Here is a 17686-nt window from a genome sequence, read left to right on the forward strand (position 1 = left end):
GAGGGCCGGGCGCGGCGGGGCCGGCTCGCGCATGACCGCCGCGCAGAACCACCCGTCATGTCGCCAGGGTCAACAGAGTTATACGCGAACTGAACCCTCACGCCGGGCGGCGGGTTGCCGACGCAACGGAGCACCTGTGCGATCTTCTCGCTGTGCAGTCCTGCGGCGCAGAGCGCTTGACTGCGGACGACCCGGTCGACCGCCCAGTCGCCGTAGTCGCGGTGACCACCGGCAGTCCGCCCGGGCATCGGCAGCCCCTGCGTCTCGTAAGAGCGCAGCGAACGCTCGCTCGACCCGGTGCGCTGAGCCGGGTTCACCGATCCGCATTCCGCACCTCACCCGCCGACTGAAGGAAGGGAATTGACTCTGACACTGATGTGAACTTCTACCGTATCGGTGTGTAGAACACATCAGTTGCGTCCAGCCTCTTCGAACCCACCCGTCTCGACCGACGGCGTCCCTCTGCCGATCGTTGCCACGGCCGCGGCGCATCGGCGCACCGCGCATTCCGGTGCGCGACAAGGGTCTGATGTGCGCGGGCGGAGGAAACGGGTACACAGTCCTCGACGCGTGGCAGCGACGTCACCACCCGGCAGGCGGTTGACCTCGGCACCTGTGAACCGTCGACGGTGCAGGAAGCTCTCCAGGTGCCTTGCCGCAGCCGCAATGTTCGGGCCGGACGGCGCGAGTGAAGATGCTTCTCCGAGCCGGCGCCGACCCGGCGGCCCCGAACGCTGACGGCACCACTGCGCTGTACGCGGCATCCGTGCGAGGAGTCGCCGAGATCGCCCGCCGGCTCCTGGTGGACGGAGCATCCCCGGACACCGAAAGCGGGCATGGCGCAGAAGGTACGCCGCTGTGCGCGGCTGCGTGCTCCGGAGCCGGACCTGCGGGACTCAAGATTCTTTTTCGCAACAGACGCTACGCCGCTTCCGCGATCACCGGCTCCCCGATCATCGCCGTGTCCGGCGCCCCTGGACTCGCCGCTCGCCATGGGGAGCGAAAGGGGGTGATGATGGAAGACGACAAGCCGATGTCACTTAGTTCATCACGACAACGACCGGCGGCCTGACCGGACTGACACGAGAACGCCGGCGGTGGCCCTGCTGTCTTCCTGTTCCGGCTGCGTCGCGGTCCGCCACGCATGGCATGCCTGTGAAGGCGCCATGGTGGCCAGACAACCGCCCTGCTGTTTCCTCGGTGGTCAGTCGGCACCGCCGCGGGACCTCGGAGCAGAGACGAGCCCCCGGTGAAGTACATCGCTGAGCAACTTCGCGCCTCCCCCAAGTCCGCTGCCTCCGCTTCGGCGCGGCCCGCAGTGTCCGCCGGCGACTGTGGTCTGCTTCTTATCAGGATGACGTTCGGCCTGCTGATGGCAGGGCACGGCGCCCAGAAGCTCTTCGGTATGTTCGGTGGCGACGGCCTTACCGCCGCGGGCAAAGGGTTCGCCGCGCTGGGATACCACCCGGGGACGGTCTACGCCGTCATCGGCGGTGGATCCGAGTTCCTGGGCGGCCTCGGTCTGGCTCTGGGACTGTTCACGCCACTGGCAGCCGCTGCCCTGATCGGTGTGATGATCAACGCCACGGCGACCGTGACCGCGGCACACGGTCTGTGGGCTTCAGAGGGCGGCATGGAGTACAACCTGTGCATCGCGGTCGTCGCGCTCGGCATCGCCGCCATCGGCCCCGGACGGCTCGCCCTGGACCGGCCCTTCCGCTGGGGGAAGGGCGGCTGGCGCGAAGCCGCTTTCGCTCTGCTTCTCGGCGGCCTGACCGCCGCCCTCGTACTGAGCCTCTGATGGATTTCCCTGTGACGGCCGGACACAGACGAGGTGATCTCGGCACGAGGCGAACCGCCCCCGGACCTGTTGCCGCCCGGCCGCTCCGGAGCAACAGGGGTGGACCCGCAGCAAGAGCGTGCGCGGGCAACTGCCGGGCGGTAGCCGCTTTGACATACCTATGACATCAGACCTATTGATGCACCATGCCCGATTCCCGTGCGTCCGTTCAGGACATCGACCGTGTGGCCTCTGCGCTCGCGGCGTGCCTGCCCGCACTGAACCGGGCCCTCGACCGCCAGGTCGCCCGGGATTTCCCGGGGCCCAAGCCGCCTGAGGGGCAGCTCGCACTGCTCAGGTTCGTCTCCCAGCAGGAGGGCTGCACCGTGCGCGAGGCCGCCGATGCCCTGCTGATGCGGCCGAACAATGTCAGCGCTCTGGTCTCCCAACTCACCCGGGAAGGGCTGCTGGAGCGCCGTCAGGACACCGGCGACAAGCGGATCGCGCACCTGTACCCGACGTCCAGGGCCCGGCGGGAGCTGACCGAGGTCCGGCGTCTCGAAGGCGCGCACATCGCCCGCGCCCTGCATTCCCTCACTGACGGTGAGATGGACGCCCTCGGCTCGGCAGTGGGCGCCTTGAATTCGCTGGCGCAGCACCTGCACCCCGCGCCCGTGGCCGATTAGATCCCGCAGTCCCCCCGACCGGGACGCGACCCACCGCGCGCACGGCTGTCTCTGTGCCCGCGGAGCATTTGTCTGCCCGGAGACAGAACGCGCTGATCCTGCGGGGATTCGGCTGGTACGAGACCCGCGTCGAACACCCTCTGCTGCCGATGCGCCTGTTCCGCATCCGGGCGCTGACCGTCGGCACGATCGTCACCGCGCTCAACTTTTTCGTGATGCTCGGCGTGATCTTCTTCGTGATGCTCTACCTCCAGAACGTGCACGGCTTCTCGCCCGTGGAGGCCGGCGTGCGCACGCTGCCGCTCAGCCTCGCCTCGTTGGCGGCATCCCCCCTGGGGGCGGCGCTGACCGGCCGCTTCGGCTCCCGGCTCGCCATGCCGCTGGGCATGCTGCTCCAGGCCGCCGCGACCTTCTCCATGCTGACCTGGGACACCGGCTCGTCATACGTCACGATGTGGCCGCCGTTCATCGCTCTCGGCCTGGGCGTCGGCATGGTCCTGTCCGCCTCCTCGGACGCCGTTGTCGGCCAGGCCCCCGTCGAGGAAGGCGGCGTGGCCGGCGGCCTCCAGGCCACCGCTCTGCAAGTCGGTGGCGCGCTCGGCACGTCGGTGCTGGTCTCGCTGATCAGCAGCCGGGTCGGCTCCACGCTCGTCGGCGAGCTGACCGACGCCGGGGTTCCCCCGACCGTCGCAGGCAGCCTGGCGGACGCCAAGGACGCCGTGGTCATGGGCATCGCCCCGGTATCCGGTTCCATGTCCGACCAGCTGAAGACGGCCGTGGCTGAGGGCAGCAGCCAGGCGTTCATGAACGGTGTGCACACCGCCGCGGCCGTCACCGGCATCCTCTGCCTGCTGGGAGCCGTCCTCGCAGCGGTGGGGCTCCGCGGCACCTCCCGGCCCGCGCAGCGCTGAGACCAGACCCGCTTCCGAGCCGGGACAGGGAAGGGCGCCCGCCGACACGGCGGGCGCCCTTCGCGTCTCTCACCAGGGTGCAAGAACACGCGAGTGTGGAAGAACCGCGAGGCTGTAGGCGTCAGTGGGCAGTGTCGGACGCGGTCCGCCGACTTCACCTGCGCAAGGCGCTGGAGAACGGGCTGATCCAGAGCTGCAGATCGCACCCCTGCAACGCGACGCCGGCCTGCGCGCCGCGACGCCGATCTGGGGCATCCGTGACGGCGACGACCTCTACGTGCGCACCTACCGGGCGCGAAAGTGCCTGCGCCGGTGCCCGGCCCCCGTGCGCCGCATTCTGCCCGACATGATCGAACGGGTCCCTCGACGGCCGTATCAACCCCGGCAAGGTCTTCGACCTCGCTGTCCCGCTCGACCAGGTGGCCGAGGGCTACCGCGCCATGGACGAGCACCGCGCCGTCAAGGCGCTGCTTCACCCCTGATGCGGCAGTGTGGCCACCGACATCACCCCGGCGCCGCTGCCCCCGATCGGCGCACACCATGGAGGAAACCATGACCACGCTTGCCATCATCGGTGCAGGCCCCGGCCTCGGAGCAGCCGTCGCGCGGCACTTCGGCCGTGAGGGTTTCGACGTAGCGCTCGTCTCGCGCGACCAGGGCCGGGCCGACGCCCTCGCCGCCGTCCTGGTCGGCGAGGGCGTGACGGCGCGAGGTTTCGCCGCCGACGTACGCGATCCGAGTGCCCTCGCGGCAGCCCTGGACGCCGCGACCGCGACCCTGGGCCCGATCGAGGTCCTGCAGTACAGCCCGGTCCCGCACAAGGACTTCATGCGGCCGGTCCTGGAGACCACTCCCTCCGACCTCGTGGGCCCGATCGAGTTCTCCGTCTACGGCCCCGCCGCCGCCGTGCAACAGGTACTGCCCGGCATGCGCGCCCTCGGTCGCGGCACCATCCTCTTCGTCAACGGCGGCACCGCCGCGGTTCCCCACCCCGACCGCGCCGGCACCTCGGTCGCCTTCGCGGCCGAAAGAGCGTATGGCCAGATGCTGCACGACACCCTCGCCGACGACAATATCCACGTCGCGCAGCTCATCATCCCCGGCGCGATCATCTCCGGGCACCCGAGGAAGGACCCGGCCACGCTCGCAGAGTCTCTGTGGGGCATCCACCAGGACCGGCGCGGGTTCGGGCACTTCGCCGACGACCTCGACGCCTGACCGCTCAGCCCTGCGGCTCCGCTGTTCCGCAGGAGGTCTCGTCGACGATGTGGTCGTCGCCCGTCGTGCAGGTCAGCGGTGCGAAGGTGAAGTTCCGTGGGTTCATGGTGTGGCCGCCTCTGGTCATCGGCCGGTGACTTCGACCAGTTCCAGACCGCCGAGATCCGCCAGCGCCCGGAGTTCGGGCAGCAGCCGGCCGGTGGCCAGCGCCCAGTGGTGGCCGACTCCGCTCGCGCTCCAGGCGTCGGTCCACTCCCCCGGGTCGGTCCCGAAGTCCACCCGCGAGGTGGTGTTGCCGATCCGGAGCAGCGGGCCTGCGACGACCTCGCCCTCGGAGGCGATCAGCCGGTAGCGGCCGTCGCGGGACTGGCCGAGCCCTACGAGGGTGACCGGGCCGTGCTTGACGTCGAACTCGACCGAGACACCCCAGCCGCGCTTGCCGTGGTAGACACCCAGGCCCCTCAGCAGCGGCTTCCGCTCGCTGATGGCGAGGTGTCCCGGGCCGTCGTGACCCATCTCCACCACGCCGTCACGGAAGTTGAGCGCCTGCAGCTCGGTGAACGAGCCGCCGGCACCCAGCCGGTCCGCGACCAGCATCGCGAGCGAGGTGCGCAGTTCGTACTCGCCGCAGGTCGGCACGCCACGCGCGGTCAGCAGGGAGGAGCCGAGGATCATGCCCGCACCCAGTCGCTCGTGGATCTCGCCGTCGAGGCCGCGGTGGTAGTACGCGAGAGAGTCCAGGTCGAAGTCCTCGACGAGCCGGTCGAGTCCGACGGACACCCGCGCGGCCCAGGCCAGATCGTCCTGGACGACGGAGTCGGCCAGCTCGAACACCTCGCCGACCTCGGCGAGTTTGGCCTCGACCTCCTCGTCCCCGGCCTTCTCGACCCGCACCCGCAGGTCGTCGAACTCCAGGACCTCGACGTGGCCGCCCAGGTTGCCGGGGACCATGGTCAGGTCGGTGGACACGTCGTACATGCCCGGGTAGAGGTGGCCCATCAGCCCGTGCCGTCCATGGCGCAGCACCGACCGTACGCCCGCGGCCCGGATCCACCGGCCGATGCGCTGCCAGGCGCGCTCGTCCCCCAGGTGTCCCGAGACGGAGCGGAAGGCAACTCCCGCGCGCTCGAAGGCGCCGGCCATTTCGGGGAGAGGGCAGGCACCGCAGTACGCGAGCCAGGCACCCGTGTCGAAGGACGCGTGGTCCATGGCCTCCGTGGGTTGGAGGTTGATGAGGAGTACGGGGGCGCCGCTGCGCTGGGCAATGGGCACGAGCATGGTCGCGGTCATATAGGTGGTGAGGAAACCGACGATCAGGTCACAGCCCTCCGCCCTGAGCTTCTCGGCCGCGGCGGCTCCCTCCTGGGCGTCGGAGATGAAACCCACGTCCACGACGTCCGCGTCGAACTCCCGCATCCGCTCGGTGACGCGGTCGGCGGAACGCCGCAGCTGCGGGAGGAGATCGGGGAACTGGGGCCAGTAGGCACCGAGTCCGCCCGCGACGAGCCCGATCTTCGGCCTGCGTGCGGTGGCGGGGGTCCTTGCGGTCATGGGCGATCTCCTCCTGTGCCGGGTCGTTGCGGTCAATCGAGGTGGAAGACTTCGGTGAGCGGCTTCATCGCCTCGTCCGGCTTGGCGCCGTCCAGGGCTTCGAAGAAGCCCGCCATGCCGGACTGCCAGCGGGCGTTGATGTCCGTGGCGGCCATGGCGGCCTGCGCGGCAGTGAAGTCCTCGGTCTCCAGGTAGCCGACGAGCAGGCCGTCCTCCCGGAGAAAGAGCGAGTAGTTGTGCCAGCCGGCGGCGGAGAGCGCCGCGAGCATCTCGGGCCATACGGCCGCGTGACGCTCGCGGTACTCCTCCAGCCGCCCCTGCCGGACCTTCAGCAGAAAGCAGACGCGCTGCATCGAGAGATTCCGGAACTCAGAAGTCGAAGTCGTCGATGTTGTTCTTGTCGAAGACGGTCGGCGGGCCGAGGATGACCTCGCCGTCCCTGCCGATGGTGTACTCGCCCAGGTCACCGGCCTTGAACTTCTCGCCCTCCGCGCCGGTGATCTGGCCCGAGGCGAGAGCGGCAGCCGCGTACGAGCCGAGGTAGCCCGGCTTCTTGGGGTCCCACAGGGAGAACTGCTCGACCGTGCCGTCCTTGACGTACTTGCGCATCTGGTTCGGCGTGCCCAGGCCGTTGATGACGACCTTGCCCTTGTAGCTGGAGTCGCTGATGTAGCGGGAGGCGGCGGCGATGCCGACGGTGGTGGGCGAGATGATGCCCTTCAGCTTCGGGTAGGCCTTGAGCAGACCCTGGGTCTCCTGGAAGGACTTCTGGTCGTCGTCGTCCCCGTAGGCGACCTTGACCAGCTTCAGATCCTTGTACTCCGGCTTCTTCAGCTCGTCCTTCATGAACCCGATCCAGGTGTTCTGGTTCGTCGCGTTCTGGGTGGCCGAGAGGATCGCGACCTCGCCCTTGTAGTTGAGCTGCTTGGCGAGGTGCTGGACCTGGCTGCGGCCGATCTCCTCGGAGCTGGCCTGGTTGATGAACAGCTGGCGGCAGTCCTTGGCGGTGTCGGAGTCGTAGGCGACGACCTTGATGTCCTGCTTCATGGCCTGCTTGAGCGGGCCGCACACTGCGTTGGGGTCGTTGGCCGCGATGAGGATCGCGTCCTGGCGCTGCTGGATGAGGGTGTTGATGTACGAGACCTGGGAGGAGGCCTTGGCGTCGGAGGGGCCGACCTCCTTGCCCGAACCGCCGAACTCCTTCGCTGCGCCGATCCCCGCGTCGTCGACGATCTTCTCGTACGGGTTGTTGATCTGCTTCGGCAGAAAGGCGATCTTCAGGCCCTTCTTCAGCGGCGCATTCGGGTCGGCCTTGGCGCTGCTCGCCGCCTCCTTGGCCTCGTTCTTGGTGTCGTTCTTGGTGGTGCCCGAGCAGCCGGCCAGTGTGACGGCGAGGACACAGGCCGCGGCAGTGGCGGTGAGGGTGGCACGGCGGCGCGTGCGGGAGTGCGCAGACATGGTGACGTCCCTTTCGGAGGGAAGGAGTTGAGGGAAGGAAGGGGAGCTAGGCGGAGGCGGTCGCGGCGCGCCGGTGGCGGCGCTCGGAGACGGCGGCGACCACACGCGGGGTGAGGACGGAGGCCACGAGCAGCAGGCCGGTGACGATCACCTGGATCTCGTTGGACACGTCGTTGAGGGTGAGGAGGTTGTTCAGCAGCCCGATCAGCAGTACGCCGGCGACCGCGCCGCCGAGGGTGCCCCGGCCGCCGTCGAAGTCGACGCCGCCGAGCAGCACCGAGGCGATGACGACCAGTTCGAGTCCGACCCCGTTGTCGGCGCGGGCGCTGCCGTACCGCAGGGTGAAGACGATCCCGGCGAAGGAGGCCACGAAGCCCGCGAGGACGAACAGCACCAGCTTGATGCGCTTGACCCGGATGCCCGCAAAGTAGGCCGCGTCCTCCTGCGCGCCGATTGCGTACAGCGACCGCCCGAAGGCCGTGCAGTGCAGCACGACGGCGGTGATGACGGCCAGGACGCCGAACAGGGCCACGGGGTACGGGATGAAGGTGCCCGGCACGGTCTGGGTGTAGGTGGCCCACCGGGAGTACGTCTCGGGGAAGTCGGCGACCGCCTTGTCCCCGAGGACGACGGAGGCCAGGCCCCGGTAGAGCGTGAGCGTGCCGATGGTGACGGCGAGCGAGGGCAGCCCGACGCGGGTGACGAGCCAGCCGTTGAGGAGGCCACCGAGCGCGCCGACGAGCAGGCACAGGGGCACGATCGTCTCGAACGCCCAGCCGGCCTCCCACAGCGAGCCGGCGAGCGCGCTGGAGAGTCCGAGCATCGAGGCCACGGAGAGGTCTACCTGTCCCGCGACGACCAGCAGGGTCATCGGCAGGGCGATGAGGGCGATTTCGGCCGTGTCGTCGAGGGCGGCGGAGAGATTGGCGGTGTCCGCGAAGCCCTCCGTCGTACCGGATCCGGCGAGGAAGACGGAGATCAGGAGCACGCCGACGACGGTGTCCCAGCGCAGGTATTTGACGAGGGTGTTCATCGTCGGCTCCTCTTCCTCAGCGCGCTGGTGGTGCGCAGGTTCACGATGCGGTCGGTGGTGATGGCCGCGAGCAGCAGCACACCGGTGATGGCCTGCTGCCAGAAGGAGTCCACCTTCAGGACGACGAGGGCGCTGCCCATCGTGGTGAGCAGCAGCGCGCCGAGCGCCGCGCCCCAGACCGTGCCGACGCCGCCGGTGATGGCGATGCCGCCGACGACGACCGAGCTGACGACGGTCAGCTCCCAGCCGTTCGCGGCGTCGGCGACGACCGTGCCGAAGCGTGCGAGCCACAGCGCCCCGGCGAGGCCGGCGACGGCGCCGGAGAAGGCGTACGCGGCGAGCACACGGCGGCGGATGGGGATGCCGGCCAGGCGGGCGGCCTCGGGGTTGGACCCGATCGCGTACAGCTCCCGGCCGCCGCGGTAGGTCCGCAGGTAGTAGGCGGTGCCGACCAGGACGGCGGCAGAGATCAGCGGCAGATACGGGATGCCGAGGACGCTGCCGCTGCCGAGGCCGAGCACGTCGTCGGGGACGTTGGCGGCGTTGATCTGCTCGCCGTGCGCCCACGCGTGGTCGATGCCCTGGATGACGTAGAGCATGCCGAGGGTGACGACCAGCGCGGGCACCCGGCCGAAGCTGACCAGCAGGCCGCTGACCAGCCCGCACAGGACGCCGAGTCCGATGCCGAGCAGGACGACGGTCAGCGCGCTGTGGTCCGTGCCCGAGACGAAGCTGCCGCAGGCGAAGGCGGTGAGCCCGACGACGGAGCCGACGGACAGGTCGATGTTGCGGGTGATGACGACGACGGACTGGCCGACGGCGAGCAGTACGAGGATCGAGGAGTTGAGGAGCAGGTCCTTGATGCCCTGGTCGTCCAGGAAGGACGGGTTGGATATCCAGGTGCCGAGGATCAGCACGACGAGGGCGCCGCCGATGCTCAGCTCACGGGCGCGGAAGACCAGATCCATGAGCGAGCGAGCGGATCGCCGGTCCGCCTCCGGCGCGGCCGGCGGGGATTCGAGGGTGGCCGTCACGCCGCTGTCCTTTCGTGTGTGTCGTGCGAGTCGCCACGTCGGTGGTGCCCGCGGGGGCCTGGCCCGACTGTCATGCCGCCTTCTCCTTGCCGGTGAGGCGACCCGTGGCCGCGGCCATGACCGTCTCCTCGCTGGCCTCGTCACGGGGGATCTCTGCCACCAGTCGGCCCTCGTGCATCACCAGCACCCGGTCGGCCATGCCGAGCACCTCGGGCAGGTCGGAGGAGACCATCAGCACGGCGAGCCCTTCGGCGGCGAGCGAGGACAGCAGTCGGTGTACCTCGGCCTTGGTGCCGACGTCGATGCCGCGCGTGGGCTCGTCGACGATGAGTACGGCCGGGTCGGTGGCCAGCCACTTGGCGAGGACGACCTTCTGCTGGTTGCCGCCGGACAGCACCCCGACCGTGTCGGAGAGCTTGTTGTACTTGAGCTGGAGCTTCACCGCCCAGGCGGCGGCGCGCCCGCGCTCCAAGGTGCGGCGCACCATCCCGCCGCTGCCCAGGGTGCCGAGCCCGGTGAGTCCGATGTTGCGCTCGATCGACATCTCCATGACGAGCCCGCGCTGGCGCCGGTCCTCCGGTACGAGCGCAACTCCGGCGTCCATGGCGGCAGTCGGCGAGCCGGCGCGCAGCGGCGCGCCGTTCACGTGCACCTCGCCCGCGTCCGCCTTGTCCACGCCGAAGACTGCCTGGACGACCTCGGAGCGGCCGGCGCCGACGAGTCCGGCGAGCGCCACGATCTCGCCCCGCCGCACCTCGAACGACACGTCCCGGAAGACGCCTTCGCGGGTGAGCCGACGCACCGACAGGGCGGTCTCGCCGACGGTCGTGGCCTGCTTGGGGTAGAGCTCGTCGAGGTCGCGGCCGACCATGCGACGTACGAGGTCGTCCTCGGTGAGGCCGTCCAGGGGCTCGGAGGCGACCCAACGGCCGTCGCGCAGCGTCGTCACACGCTGGCAGAGTCCGAAGATCTCCTCGAGCCGGTGCGAGATGAACAGGACGGCGGCGCCGGCGGTGCGCAGCGTCTCGACCACCGAGAAGAGACGGGCGGTCTCGCTGCCGGTGAGGGCGGCGGTGGGCTCGTCCATGATCAGGACGCGGGCGTCGAAGGAGAGCGCTTTGGCGATCTCGACGATTTGCTGGTCGGCGATGGAAAGTCCGCGGGCGAGCCGTTCGGGGTCGAGGTCGACGCCGAGACGGGTCATCAGGGCGGCGGTCGCCTCGTGCACGGCCCGGCGGTCGATCCGGCCGAGTGAGGCGCGCGGCTGACGGCCCATGAAGATGTTCTCGGCGATCGACAGGTCAGGGAAGAGCGTGGGCTCCTGGTAGATGACGGCGATGCCGGCGTCGCGGGCGTCGGCCGGGCCGTTGAAGACGACCGGCTTCCCGTCGAGCAGCACCTGGCCGGAGTCCGGCCGGTGCACGCCGGCCAGCGTCTTGATGAGCGTAGACTTGCCGGCGCCGTTCTCCCCCGCGAGCGCGTGGGCCTCGCCCGGGAGCAGTTGCAGGGAGACGTCCTGCAGGGCCCGTACGGCACCGAAGGACTTGGACACGTCCGTCAGGGCCAGGACGGGGGCCGGGCCCGTGTCGGGCTGGTTCATGGATGCTCCGTGGAAGGTGCGCCTCGAAGGCGCCGTGAAAGGTTTCAACTAAGTTTCACGGAAGCTAGACGCGCAACACCCGCGCCGTCAATGGGTCAGCCCACGAAACTTTCTGGACCTACCCAATCCCTTGACATGCCCGTTGGGTGGTCATAACTTCACCTCGATGAAACGATTCACCTCTCTGTTCGGCCCCCAGGAGCGCTGATCCATGACTGCCGTATCCGCCGTGAAGGCGGCCCTCAAGACCCAGGCCATCGAGACGCCGTCATGGGCGTACGGCAATTCAGGCACGCGCTTCAAGGTGTTCGCGCAGCCCGGCGTGCCGCGCACCCCGCGGGAGAAGCTGGACGACGCGGCGCGCGTCCACCAGCACACCGGCGTCGCCCCGACCGTCGCCCTGCACATCCCGTGGGACAAGGTCGAGGACTACGCGGCCCTCGCCAAGTACGCGCAGGAGCTCGGACTTCGGCTCGGCGCGATCAACTCCAACGTCTTCCAGGACGACGACTACAAGCTGGGCTCGGTCACCAACCCCGACCCGGCCGTGCGCCGCAAGGCCCTCGGGCACCTGCTGGAGTGCGTCGACATCATGGACGCGACCGGCTCGCGCGACCTCAAGCTGTGGTTCTCCGACGGCACCAACTACCCCGGCCAGGACGACATCCGGGCCCGCCAGGACCGGCTCGCCGAGGCCCTGTCCGCGGTGCACGAGCGATTGGGCGAGAACCAGCGGATGCTGCTGGAGTACAAGCTCTTCGAGCCCGCCTTCTACGCGACCGACGTCCCCGACTGGGGCACCGCGTACGCGCACTGCCTGAAGCTGGGCCCCAAGGCGCAGGTCGTGGTGGACACCGGTCACCACGCGCCCGGCACCAACATCGAGTTCATCGTCGCGCTGCTGCTGCGCGAGGGGCGGCTCGGCGCGTTCGACTTCAACTCCCGCTTCTACGCGGACGACGACCTGATGGTCGGCGCGGCCGACCCCTTCCAGCTGTTCCGCATCATGTACGAGGTGATCCGCGGCGGCGGCTTCACGCCGGATGTGGCCTTCATGCTCGATCAGTGCCACAACATCGAGGCGAAGATCCCGGCCATCATCCGCTCGGTGATGAACGTCCAGGAAGCGACGGCGAAGGCGCTGCTCGTCGACGGCGAGGCACTCTCTGCCGCCCAGCGCTCCGGGGACGTGCTGGCGGCGAACGCCGTCCTGATGGACGCGTACAACACGGACGTACGGCCGCTGCTGGCGGAGGTGCGCGAGGAGCTGGGCCTCGACCCGGACCCGATCGCGGCGTACCGACGCTCCGGCTGGGCGGAGAAGATCGTCGCCGAGCGGGTCGGCGGTACGCAGGCGGGCTGGGGAGCGTAGCGCCCCCGCAAAGGTACGGATGGTCGGCGTGCGTGGCCACAACGGTGGGGTGGGGGCGTACGACGGCCGCAGCCGGGCCGCAGCACCCCGATGGCCCGCTGTCGCGGCGGGAAGGCGCCGTCGCGGCGAAGCCACGACAGATCTCCCGCCGTGACGGCGGGCACCCCTCGTGGCACGGCCCGGCGGTGCGGGCCCTCCGCAAGCCATTGGCAGGAAGCCATGACGAAACCCGAAGGAAGCAAGTGATGACGGACGCACCTCACGAGCGCGTGGCCGAGCTGCTCGCTCGATCCCACCGACTGGGCGCAGACCCCCGCAACACCAACTACGCGGGCGGCAATACCTCCGCGAAGGGCACCGCCACCGATCCCGTGACCGGCGGCGACATCGAGCTGATGTGGGTCAAGGGTTCGGGCGGCGACCTGGGCACGCTCAAGGCCGAAGGACTCGTCGCGCTGCGGCTGGACCGGCTGCGCGCACTGACCGGGGTGTACCCGGGCGTGGACCGCGAGGACGAGATGGTCGCGGCCTTCGACTACTGTCTGCACGGCAAGGGGGGCGCCGCACCGTCCATCGACACCGCGATGCACGGCCTCGTCGAGGCCACCCACGTCGACCATCTCCACCCCGACTCCGGCATCGCGCTCGCCTGCGCCGCCGACGGCGAGGCGCTGACCAAGGAGTGCTTCGGCAACCAGGTCGTGTGGGTGCCGTGGCGCCGCCCCGGCTTCCAGCTCGGCCTGGACATCGCGGCTGTCAAGGCCGCCCGCCCCGAGGCCATCGGCTGTGTTCTCGGCGGCCACGGCATCACCGCCTGGGGCGCGTCCTCCGAGGAGTGCGAGCGCAACTCCCTGCACATCATCCGCACCGCGGAGGCGTTCCTCGCCGAGCGCGGCAAGGCCGAACCGTTCGGGTCGGCACTCGACGGGTACGGGCCGCCGGCCGAGGACGAGCGCCGGGCCCGGGCCGCCGCGCTCGCCCCCGTCATCCGCGGTCTGGCCTCCACCGACCGCCCGCAGGTGGGCCACTTCACCGACTCCGATGTCGTACTGGACTTCCTGGCGCGCGCCGAACACCCGCGGCTCGCCGCGCTCGGCACCTCCTGCCCCGACCACTTCCTGCGGACGAAGGTCCGTCCGCTGGTCCTCGACCTGCCGGCCGGCGCCCCGCTGGAGGAGGCGGTCGCGCGGCTGAAGGAGTTGCACTCCGCCTATCGCGAGGACTACCGCGCGTACTACGAGCGGCACGCCGACGCCGGCTCCCCCGCCATGCGCGGCGCGGACCCGGCCATCGTCCTCGTCCCGGGCGTCGGCATGTTCAGCTTCGGCAAGGACAAGCAGACCGCGCGCGTGGCGGGCGAGTTCTACGTCAACGCGATCAATGTGATGCGGGGGGCCGAGGCCGTCTCCTCGTACGCGCCCATCGAGGAGTCCGAGAAGTTCCGCATCGAGTACTGGGAGCTGGAGGAGGCCAAGCTCCGCCGGATGCCACCACCCAAGCCGCTGGCGACCCGGATCGCGCTGGTGACGGGCGCCGGGTCCGGCATCGGCAAGGCCATTGCGCACCGGCTGGTCGCCGAGGGCGCGTGCGTGGTGGTCGCCGACCTCGACGCGGACAGCGCTGCTGCGGTCGCCGAGGAGCTGGGCGGCGCCGACAAGGCGGTCGCGGTGACCGTGGATGTCACCTCCGAGGAGCAGATCGCCGCCGCCTTCGCCACCGCGTCACTCGCCTTCGGCGGCGTCGACCTGGTGGTCAACAACGCGGGGATCTCCATCTCCAAGCCGCTGCTGGAGACCACGGCGAAGGACTGGGACCTCCAGCACGACATCATGGCCCGTGGGTCCTTCCTCGTCTCCCGCGAGGCGGCACGGGTGATGACCGCGCAGGGCATCGGGGGCGACATCGTCTACATCGCCTCCAAGAACGGCGTGTTCGCGGGCCCGAACAACATCGCGTACGGAGCGACCAAGGCCGACCAGGCCCATCAGGTCCGGCTGCTGGCTGCCGAGCTGGGCGAGCACGGAATCCGCGTCAATGGCATCAACCCTGATGGGGTGGTGCGCGGTTCCGGCATCTTCGCCGGCGGCTGGGGAGCGAAGCGCGCGGCTGTGTACGGGGTGGAGGAGGAGAAGCTGGGCGAGTTCTACGCCCAGCGGACCCTGCTGAAGAGGGAGGTTCTCCCCGTGCATGTCGCCAACGCCGTGTTCGCCCTGACCGGAGGGGACTTGAGTCATACGACGGGGCTCCACGTGCCGGTCGACGCGGGGGTCGCGGCGGCGTTCCTGCGGTAGCGCTCGCGCGTGCGGCGCGTTGCGGGGCAGGCGTCCTGACGCGCCGCCGCCCTGCACCGCGGCACGCCGACGGGTCACCGCCCGCGCCGTTGCGGACAGTCGCGCCGCCGGGTTGCAGGCCGGTGTGACGCCCGCACCACCACCCGGTTCGTACAAACCCTCACGAAGGACTGACAAGACGTGGCACCGACCGATCCCCTCCCCTTCGCCGCCATCGACCTGGGCGCGTCGAGCGGCCGTGTGATGGTGGGCCGGGTGGGAGCCGGAACGCTCGACCTGACAGAGGTGCACCGCTTCCCCAACACTCCCGTACGGGTGGGCGGCACCCTGCACTGGGACATCCTCGCCCTGTACCGCGGCGTGCTCGAAGGCCTGCGGGCCGCAGGCCGGTTCGCGGGCGGACCGCCGGCGAGCGTGGGGATCGATTCCTGGGCCGTGGACTACGGCCTCCTCGACGCGGACGGCGCGCTCATCGGCAACCCGGTGCACTACCGGGACGGCCGCACGGAGAGCGCCACCGCGAAGGTCGCCGGTGCGCTGCCGCCCACCGATCTGTACGCGGCCACGGGGCTGCAGTACCTCCCCTTCAACACTGTCTACCAGCTGGTCGCCGCCCAGGGCACACCCGCCCTGGCCGCGGCCCGAAGGCTGCTGATGATCCCGGACCTCGTCTCGTACTGGCTGACCGGCGAGGCCGGCACGGAGCTGACCAACGCCTCCACCACCCAGCTGGTCGACCCGCGCACCCGCGACTGGGCCCGGCCCGTCGCCGAGACCCTGGGGATCGATCTCTCGCTCTTCGCACCCCTGCGCCGGCCCGGCGACCGGGCCGGGCAGTTGCTGCCCGAGGTGCTGGCCGGGACGGGGCTCCAAGGGCCCCTGCCCGTGACCGCCGTCGGGTCGCACGACACCGCGTCCGCCGTGGTGGGGGTGCCCGCGTGCGGTGACCGATTCGCGTACATCGCCACCGGCACATGGTCGTTGGCCGGGCTCGAACTCGACGCGCCCGTCCTCACCGAGGACAGCCGCCGCGCCAACTTCACCAACGAGCTGGGCGTGGACGGCACCGTCCGCTATCTGCGCAACATCATGGGCCTGTGGCTCCTCCAGGAGTGCCTGCGTGCCTGGGAGTCGCGGGGCCGGACGTACGAGCTGGGCGAACTGCTGCGCCGAGCCGCGGAGTCCGCTTCTCTGCGCTCGGTCGTGGACGCGGGCGACCCGGAGTTCATCGCGCCGGGCGGGATGCCGGAGCGGATCGCCGAGGCCTGCCGCCGCACCGGCCAGCCCGTGCCGCGCGACGCGGCCGAGACCACCCGGTGCGTGCTGGACTCCTTGGCCCTGGCCCACCGTCGCGCGCTTGTGGACGCCCAGCGGCTGTCCGGCCGTACGGTCGAGGCCGTGCACATCGTCGGCGGCGGAGCCCACAACGAGCTGCTCTGCCAGCTGACGGCCGATGCCTGCGGGCTGCCCGTGGTGGCGGGCCCGGCCGAGGCCGCGGCGCTCGGCAACGTCCTGGTGCAGGCCCGTACGGCGGGCGCGGTGGCCGGTGGCCTGTCCGACCTGCGCCAACTCCTGTGCGACACACAGGAACTGCGGCGTCATGCGCCCATGGGCGAGCGCAGAGCCTGGGAGCGGGCCGAGGCCCGCATCGCGGAGGGCCGGGAGGCCCACCGGGAAAAGGCGGGCAACAAGGAGGAACAGCCGCGCGGGTAGCGTCCGCGGACGACTGGCGGTTCACCTCCATCACCGCCGGCTTCACCGGCTGAGCGAGGGGTCCAACAACCGGTGGGGCACCCGGGCCCCGGGTGCCCCACCGGCCGGCCGGCCGGCAGGGCCGGCGCTTCACCTCTGCACATCCGGGCCTGCCGGTGTCGGCGGCTTCGTGCTGCTCCGCGGGTTCGTATGCGCCAGGACGTCGCGTACAGCATCCGTGGGCACGCCGGAGCCGGCCCGGCCGGCCGCTCGCACCCGCGTGCCGCCGTCGACGAGCAGGTCCGTGCCGGTGACCCAGTCCGCCTCGTCGGAGACCAGCCACAGCACTGCGCGTGCCACGTCCTCCGGCTCGCCGATCCGGGCCAGCGGCAGGCTCTGGGCGATCCTTTCCTCGGCCCGCTACCACACGAATCGGGCCATCTCGGTGCGCACCAGCCCGGGCGAGACCGCGTTCACCCGTACGCCGGGCGCCAGCTCACCGGCGAGCTGGCGGGTCAGGTGCAGCAAGGCCGCCTTGCTCGTGCCGTACGCGCCGACGTGCGGCCCCACGCCGTAGGTGCCCTCGGTGCAGATGTTGACGACCGCGCCGCCGTGCTCGCGCATCCATGCCCGCCAGGCGAGCTGGATCAGGCGCAGCGGCGCCTCCACGTTCACCGCAAAGGCGTCGCGCCAGACCTCGGGGTCCGCGTCCATCAGCGGGCCGAACGGGGCATTGGTCCCGGCGTTGTTGACGAGGATGTCGAGCCGGCCGAACTCCCGCACCACGAGATCCGTGCACGTCGCCAGGTGCGCGGGATCCGCGACCGAGCCGGCGCAGCCGACCGCCCTGACGCCGGTGGCGGCGAGCCGGTCCACCGCCACGGCCACTCCCGCGGGGTCGCGTGCGGTGATGCAGACCATCGCTCCCGCCTCGCCCAGGGCCTGCGCCGTGGCGAGACCGATCCCCCGGGAGGCTCCGGCGACCAGGGCCGCCCTTCCGTCGAGTGCCGGTGATGACGTCATCGTCGTACCGTCTCATGACGGTTCGTCAAAAGACTTC

Annotated in this window: 13 protein-coding genes and 5 pseudogenes; 10 read left to right on the forward strand and 8 right to left on the reverse strand. The window is 70.4% G+C overall.

All coding sequences use genetic code 11. The annotated features are described in order from the left end of the window. Positions 1 to 119: 119 nt before the first annotated feature. A pseudogene (locus tag ABZV38_RS19255) lies at positions 120 to 317 on the reverse strand (MerR family transcriptional regulator); the annotation flags it as partial. Between the two features lie 377 nt (positions 318 to 694). Here ABZV38_RS19255 and ABZV38_RS19260 point away from each other — a divergent pair. The 7 genes and pseudogenes from ABZV38_RS19260 to ABZV38_RS19290 all read left to right on the forward strand — a co-directional run bounded on the left by ABZV38_RS19260 (position 695) and on the right by ABZV38_RS19290 (position 4595). Then, the gene (locus tag ABZV38_RS19260) at positions 695 to 1072 is read left to right on the forward strand and encodes a hypothetical protein (RefSeq protein ID WP_356328501.1); all 378 of its coding nucleotides are present in this window, start codon (positions 695 to 697) and stop codon (positions 1070 to 1072) included. A gap of 246 nt (positions 1073 to 1318) precedes the next feature. Next, positions 1319 to 1801 (forward strand): DoxX family protein, encoded by a 483-nt coding sequence (locus ABZV38_RS19265; protein WP_356328503.1) that lies wholly within the window; start codon positions 1319 to 1321, stop codon positions 1799 to 1801. 185 nt (positions 1802 to 1986) lie between these two features. Continuing rightward, positions 1987 to 2466 (forward strand): MarR family transcriptional regulator, encoded by a 480-nt coding sequence (locus ABZV38_RS19270; RefSeq protein WP_356328454.1) that lies wholly within the window; start codon positions 1987 to 1989, stop codon positions 2464 to 2466. A 92-nt stretch (positions 2467 to 2558) separates the two neighbouring features. Continuing rightward, positions 2559 to 3377: pseudogene (locus tag ABZV38_RS19275) on the forward strand (MFS transporter); the annotation flags it as partial. A gap of 124 nt (positions 3378 to 3501) precedes the next feature. Further along, positions 3502 to 3666: pseudogene (locus ABZV38_RS19280) on the forward strand (DUF2255 family protein); the annotation flags it as partial. Positions 3667 to 3693: 27 nt separating this feature from the next. After that, positions 3694 to 3859, forward strand: a pseudogene (locus ABZV38_RS19285) (IMP dehydrogenase); the annotation flags it as partial. A gap of 70 nt (positions 3860 to 3929) precedes the next feature. After that, complete coding sequence (locus ABZV38_RS19290) at positions 3930 to 4595, forward strand: SDR family NAD(P)-dependent oxidoreductase (RefSeq protein ID WP_356328455.1); 666 nt, start codon at positions 3930 to 3932, stop codon at positions 4593 to 4595. Between the two features lie 123 nt (positions 4596 to 4718). Here ABZV38_RS19290 and ABZV38_RS19295 read toward each other — a convergent pair whose 3' ends face one another. The 6 genes from ABZV38_RS19295 to ABZV38_RS19320 form a co-directional block, all read right to left on the reverse strand. Beyond that, positions 4719 to 6146, reverse strand: coding sequence for an L-fucose/L-arabinose isomerase family protein (locus ABZV38_RS19295; RefSeq protein ID WP_356328457.1), 1428 nt, complete (start codon positions 6144 to 6146; stop codon positions 4719 to 4721). A gap of 32 nt (positions 6147 to 6178) precedes the next feature. Then, a complete protein-coding gene (locus ABZV38_RS19300; RefSeq protein WP_356328459.1) occupies positions 6179 to 6499 on the reverse strand; it encodes an L-rhamnose mutarotase in 321 nt (106 codons plus the stop codon). A 16-nt stretch (positions 6500 to 6515) separates the two neighbouring features. Further along, complete coding sequence (gene rhaS / locus ABZV38_RS19305) at positions 6516 to 7604, reverse strand: rhamnose ABC transporter substrate-binding protein (RefSeq protein WP_356328461.1); 1089 nt, start codon at positions 7602 to 7604, stop codon at positions 6516 to 6518. Positions 7605 to 7650: 46 nt separating this feature from the next. Continuing rightward, positions 7651 to 8637: an ABC transporter permease gene (locus ABZV38_RS19310; protein WP_356328463.1), complete on the reverse strand. Its 987-nt coding sequence runs from the start codon at positions 8635 to 8637 to the stop codon at positions 7651 to 7653. After that, positions 8634 to 9671 (reverse strand): ABC transporter permease, encoded by a 1038-nt coding sequence (locus tag ABZV38_RS19315; protein ID WP_356328465.1) that lies wholly within the window; start codon positions 9669 to 9671, stop codon positions 8634 to 8636. The genes ABZV38_RS19310 and ABZV38_RS19315 overlap by 4 nt, the downstream gene beginning before the upstream one ends. 70 nt (positions 9672 to 9741) lie before the next feature. Then, a complete protein-coding gene (locus tag ABZV38_RS19320) occupies positions 9742 to 11271 on the reverse strand; it encodes a sugar ABC transporter ATP-binding protein (RefSeq protein ID WP_356328467.1) in 1530 nt (509 codons plus the stop codon). 211 nt (positions 11272 to 11482) lie between these two features. Here ABZV38_RS19320 and rhaI point away from each other — a divergent pair, with 211 nt between their 5' ends. The 3 genes from rhaI to ABZV38_RS19335 all read left to right on the forward strand — a co-directional run bounded on the left by rhaI (position 11483) and on the right by ABZV38_RS19335 (position 16647). Next, the gene (gene rhaI, locus ABZV38_RS19325) at positions 11483 to 12643 is read left to right on the forward strand and encodes an L-rhamnose isomerase (protein WP_356328469.1); all 1161 of its coding nucleotides are present in this window, start codon (positions 11483 to 11485) and stop codon (positions 12641 to 12643) included. Positions 12644 to 12888: 245 nt separating this feature from the next. Further along, complete coding sequence (locus tag ABZV38_RS19330; protein ID WP_356328471.1) at positions 12889 to 14934, forward strand: bifunctional aldolase/short-chain dehydrogenase; 2046 nt, start codon at positions 12889 to 12891, stop codon at positions 14932 to 14934. A gap of 180 nt (positions 14935 to 15114) precedes the next feature. Next, the gene (locus ABZV38_RS19335) at positions 15115 to 16647 is read left to right on the forward strand and encodes a rhamnulokinase family protein (RefSeq protein WP_356328473.1); all 1533 of its coding nucleotides are present in this window, start codon (positions 15115 to 15117) and stop codon (positions 16645 to 16647) included. A 129-nt stretch (positions 16648 to 16776) separates the two neighbouring features. Here ABZV38_RS19335 and ABZV38_RS19340 read toward each other — a convergent pair. Then, positions 16777 to 17649, reverse strand: a pseudogene (locus ABZV38_RS19340) (SDR family oxidoreductase). Positions 17650 to 17686: the final 37 nt, after the last annotated feature.

Source organism: Streptomyces sp. NPDC005181, from assembly GCF_040608395.1.
GTDB lineage: Bacteria > Actinomycetota > Actinomycetes > Streptomycetales > Streptomycetaceae > Streptomyces.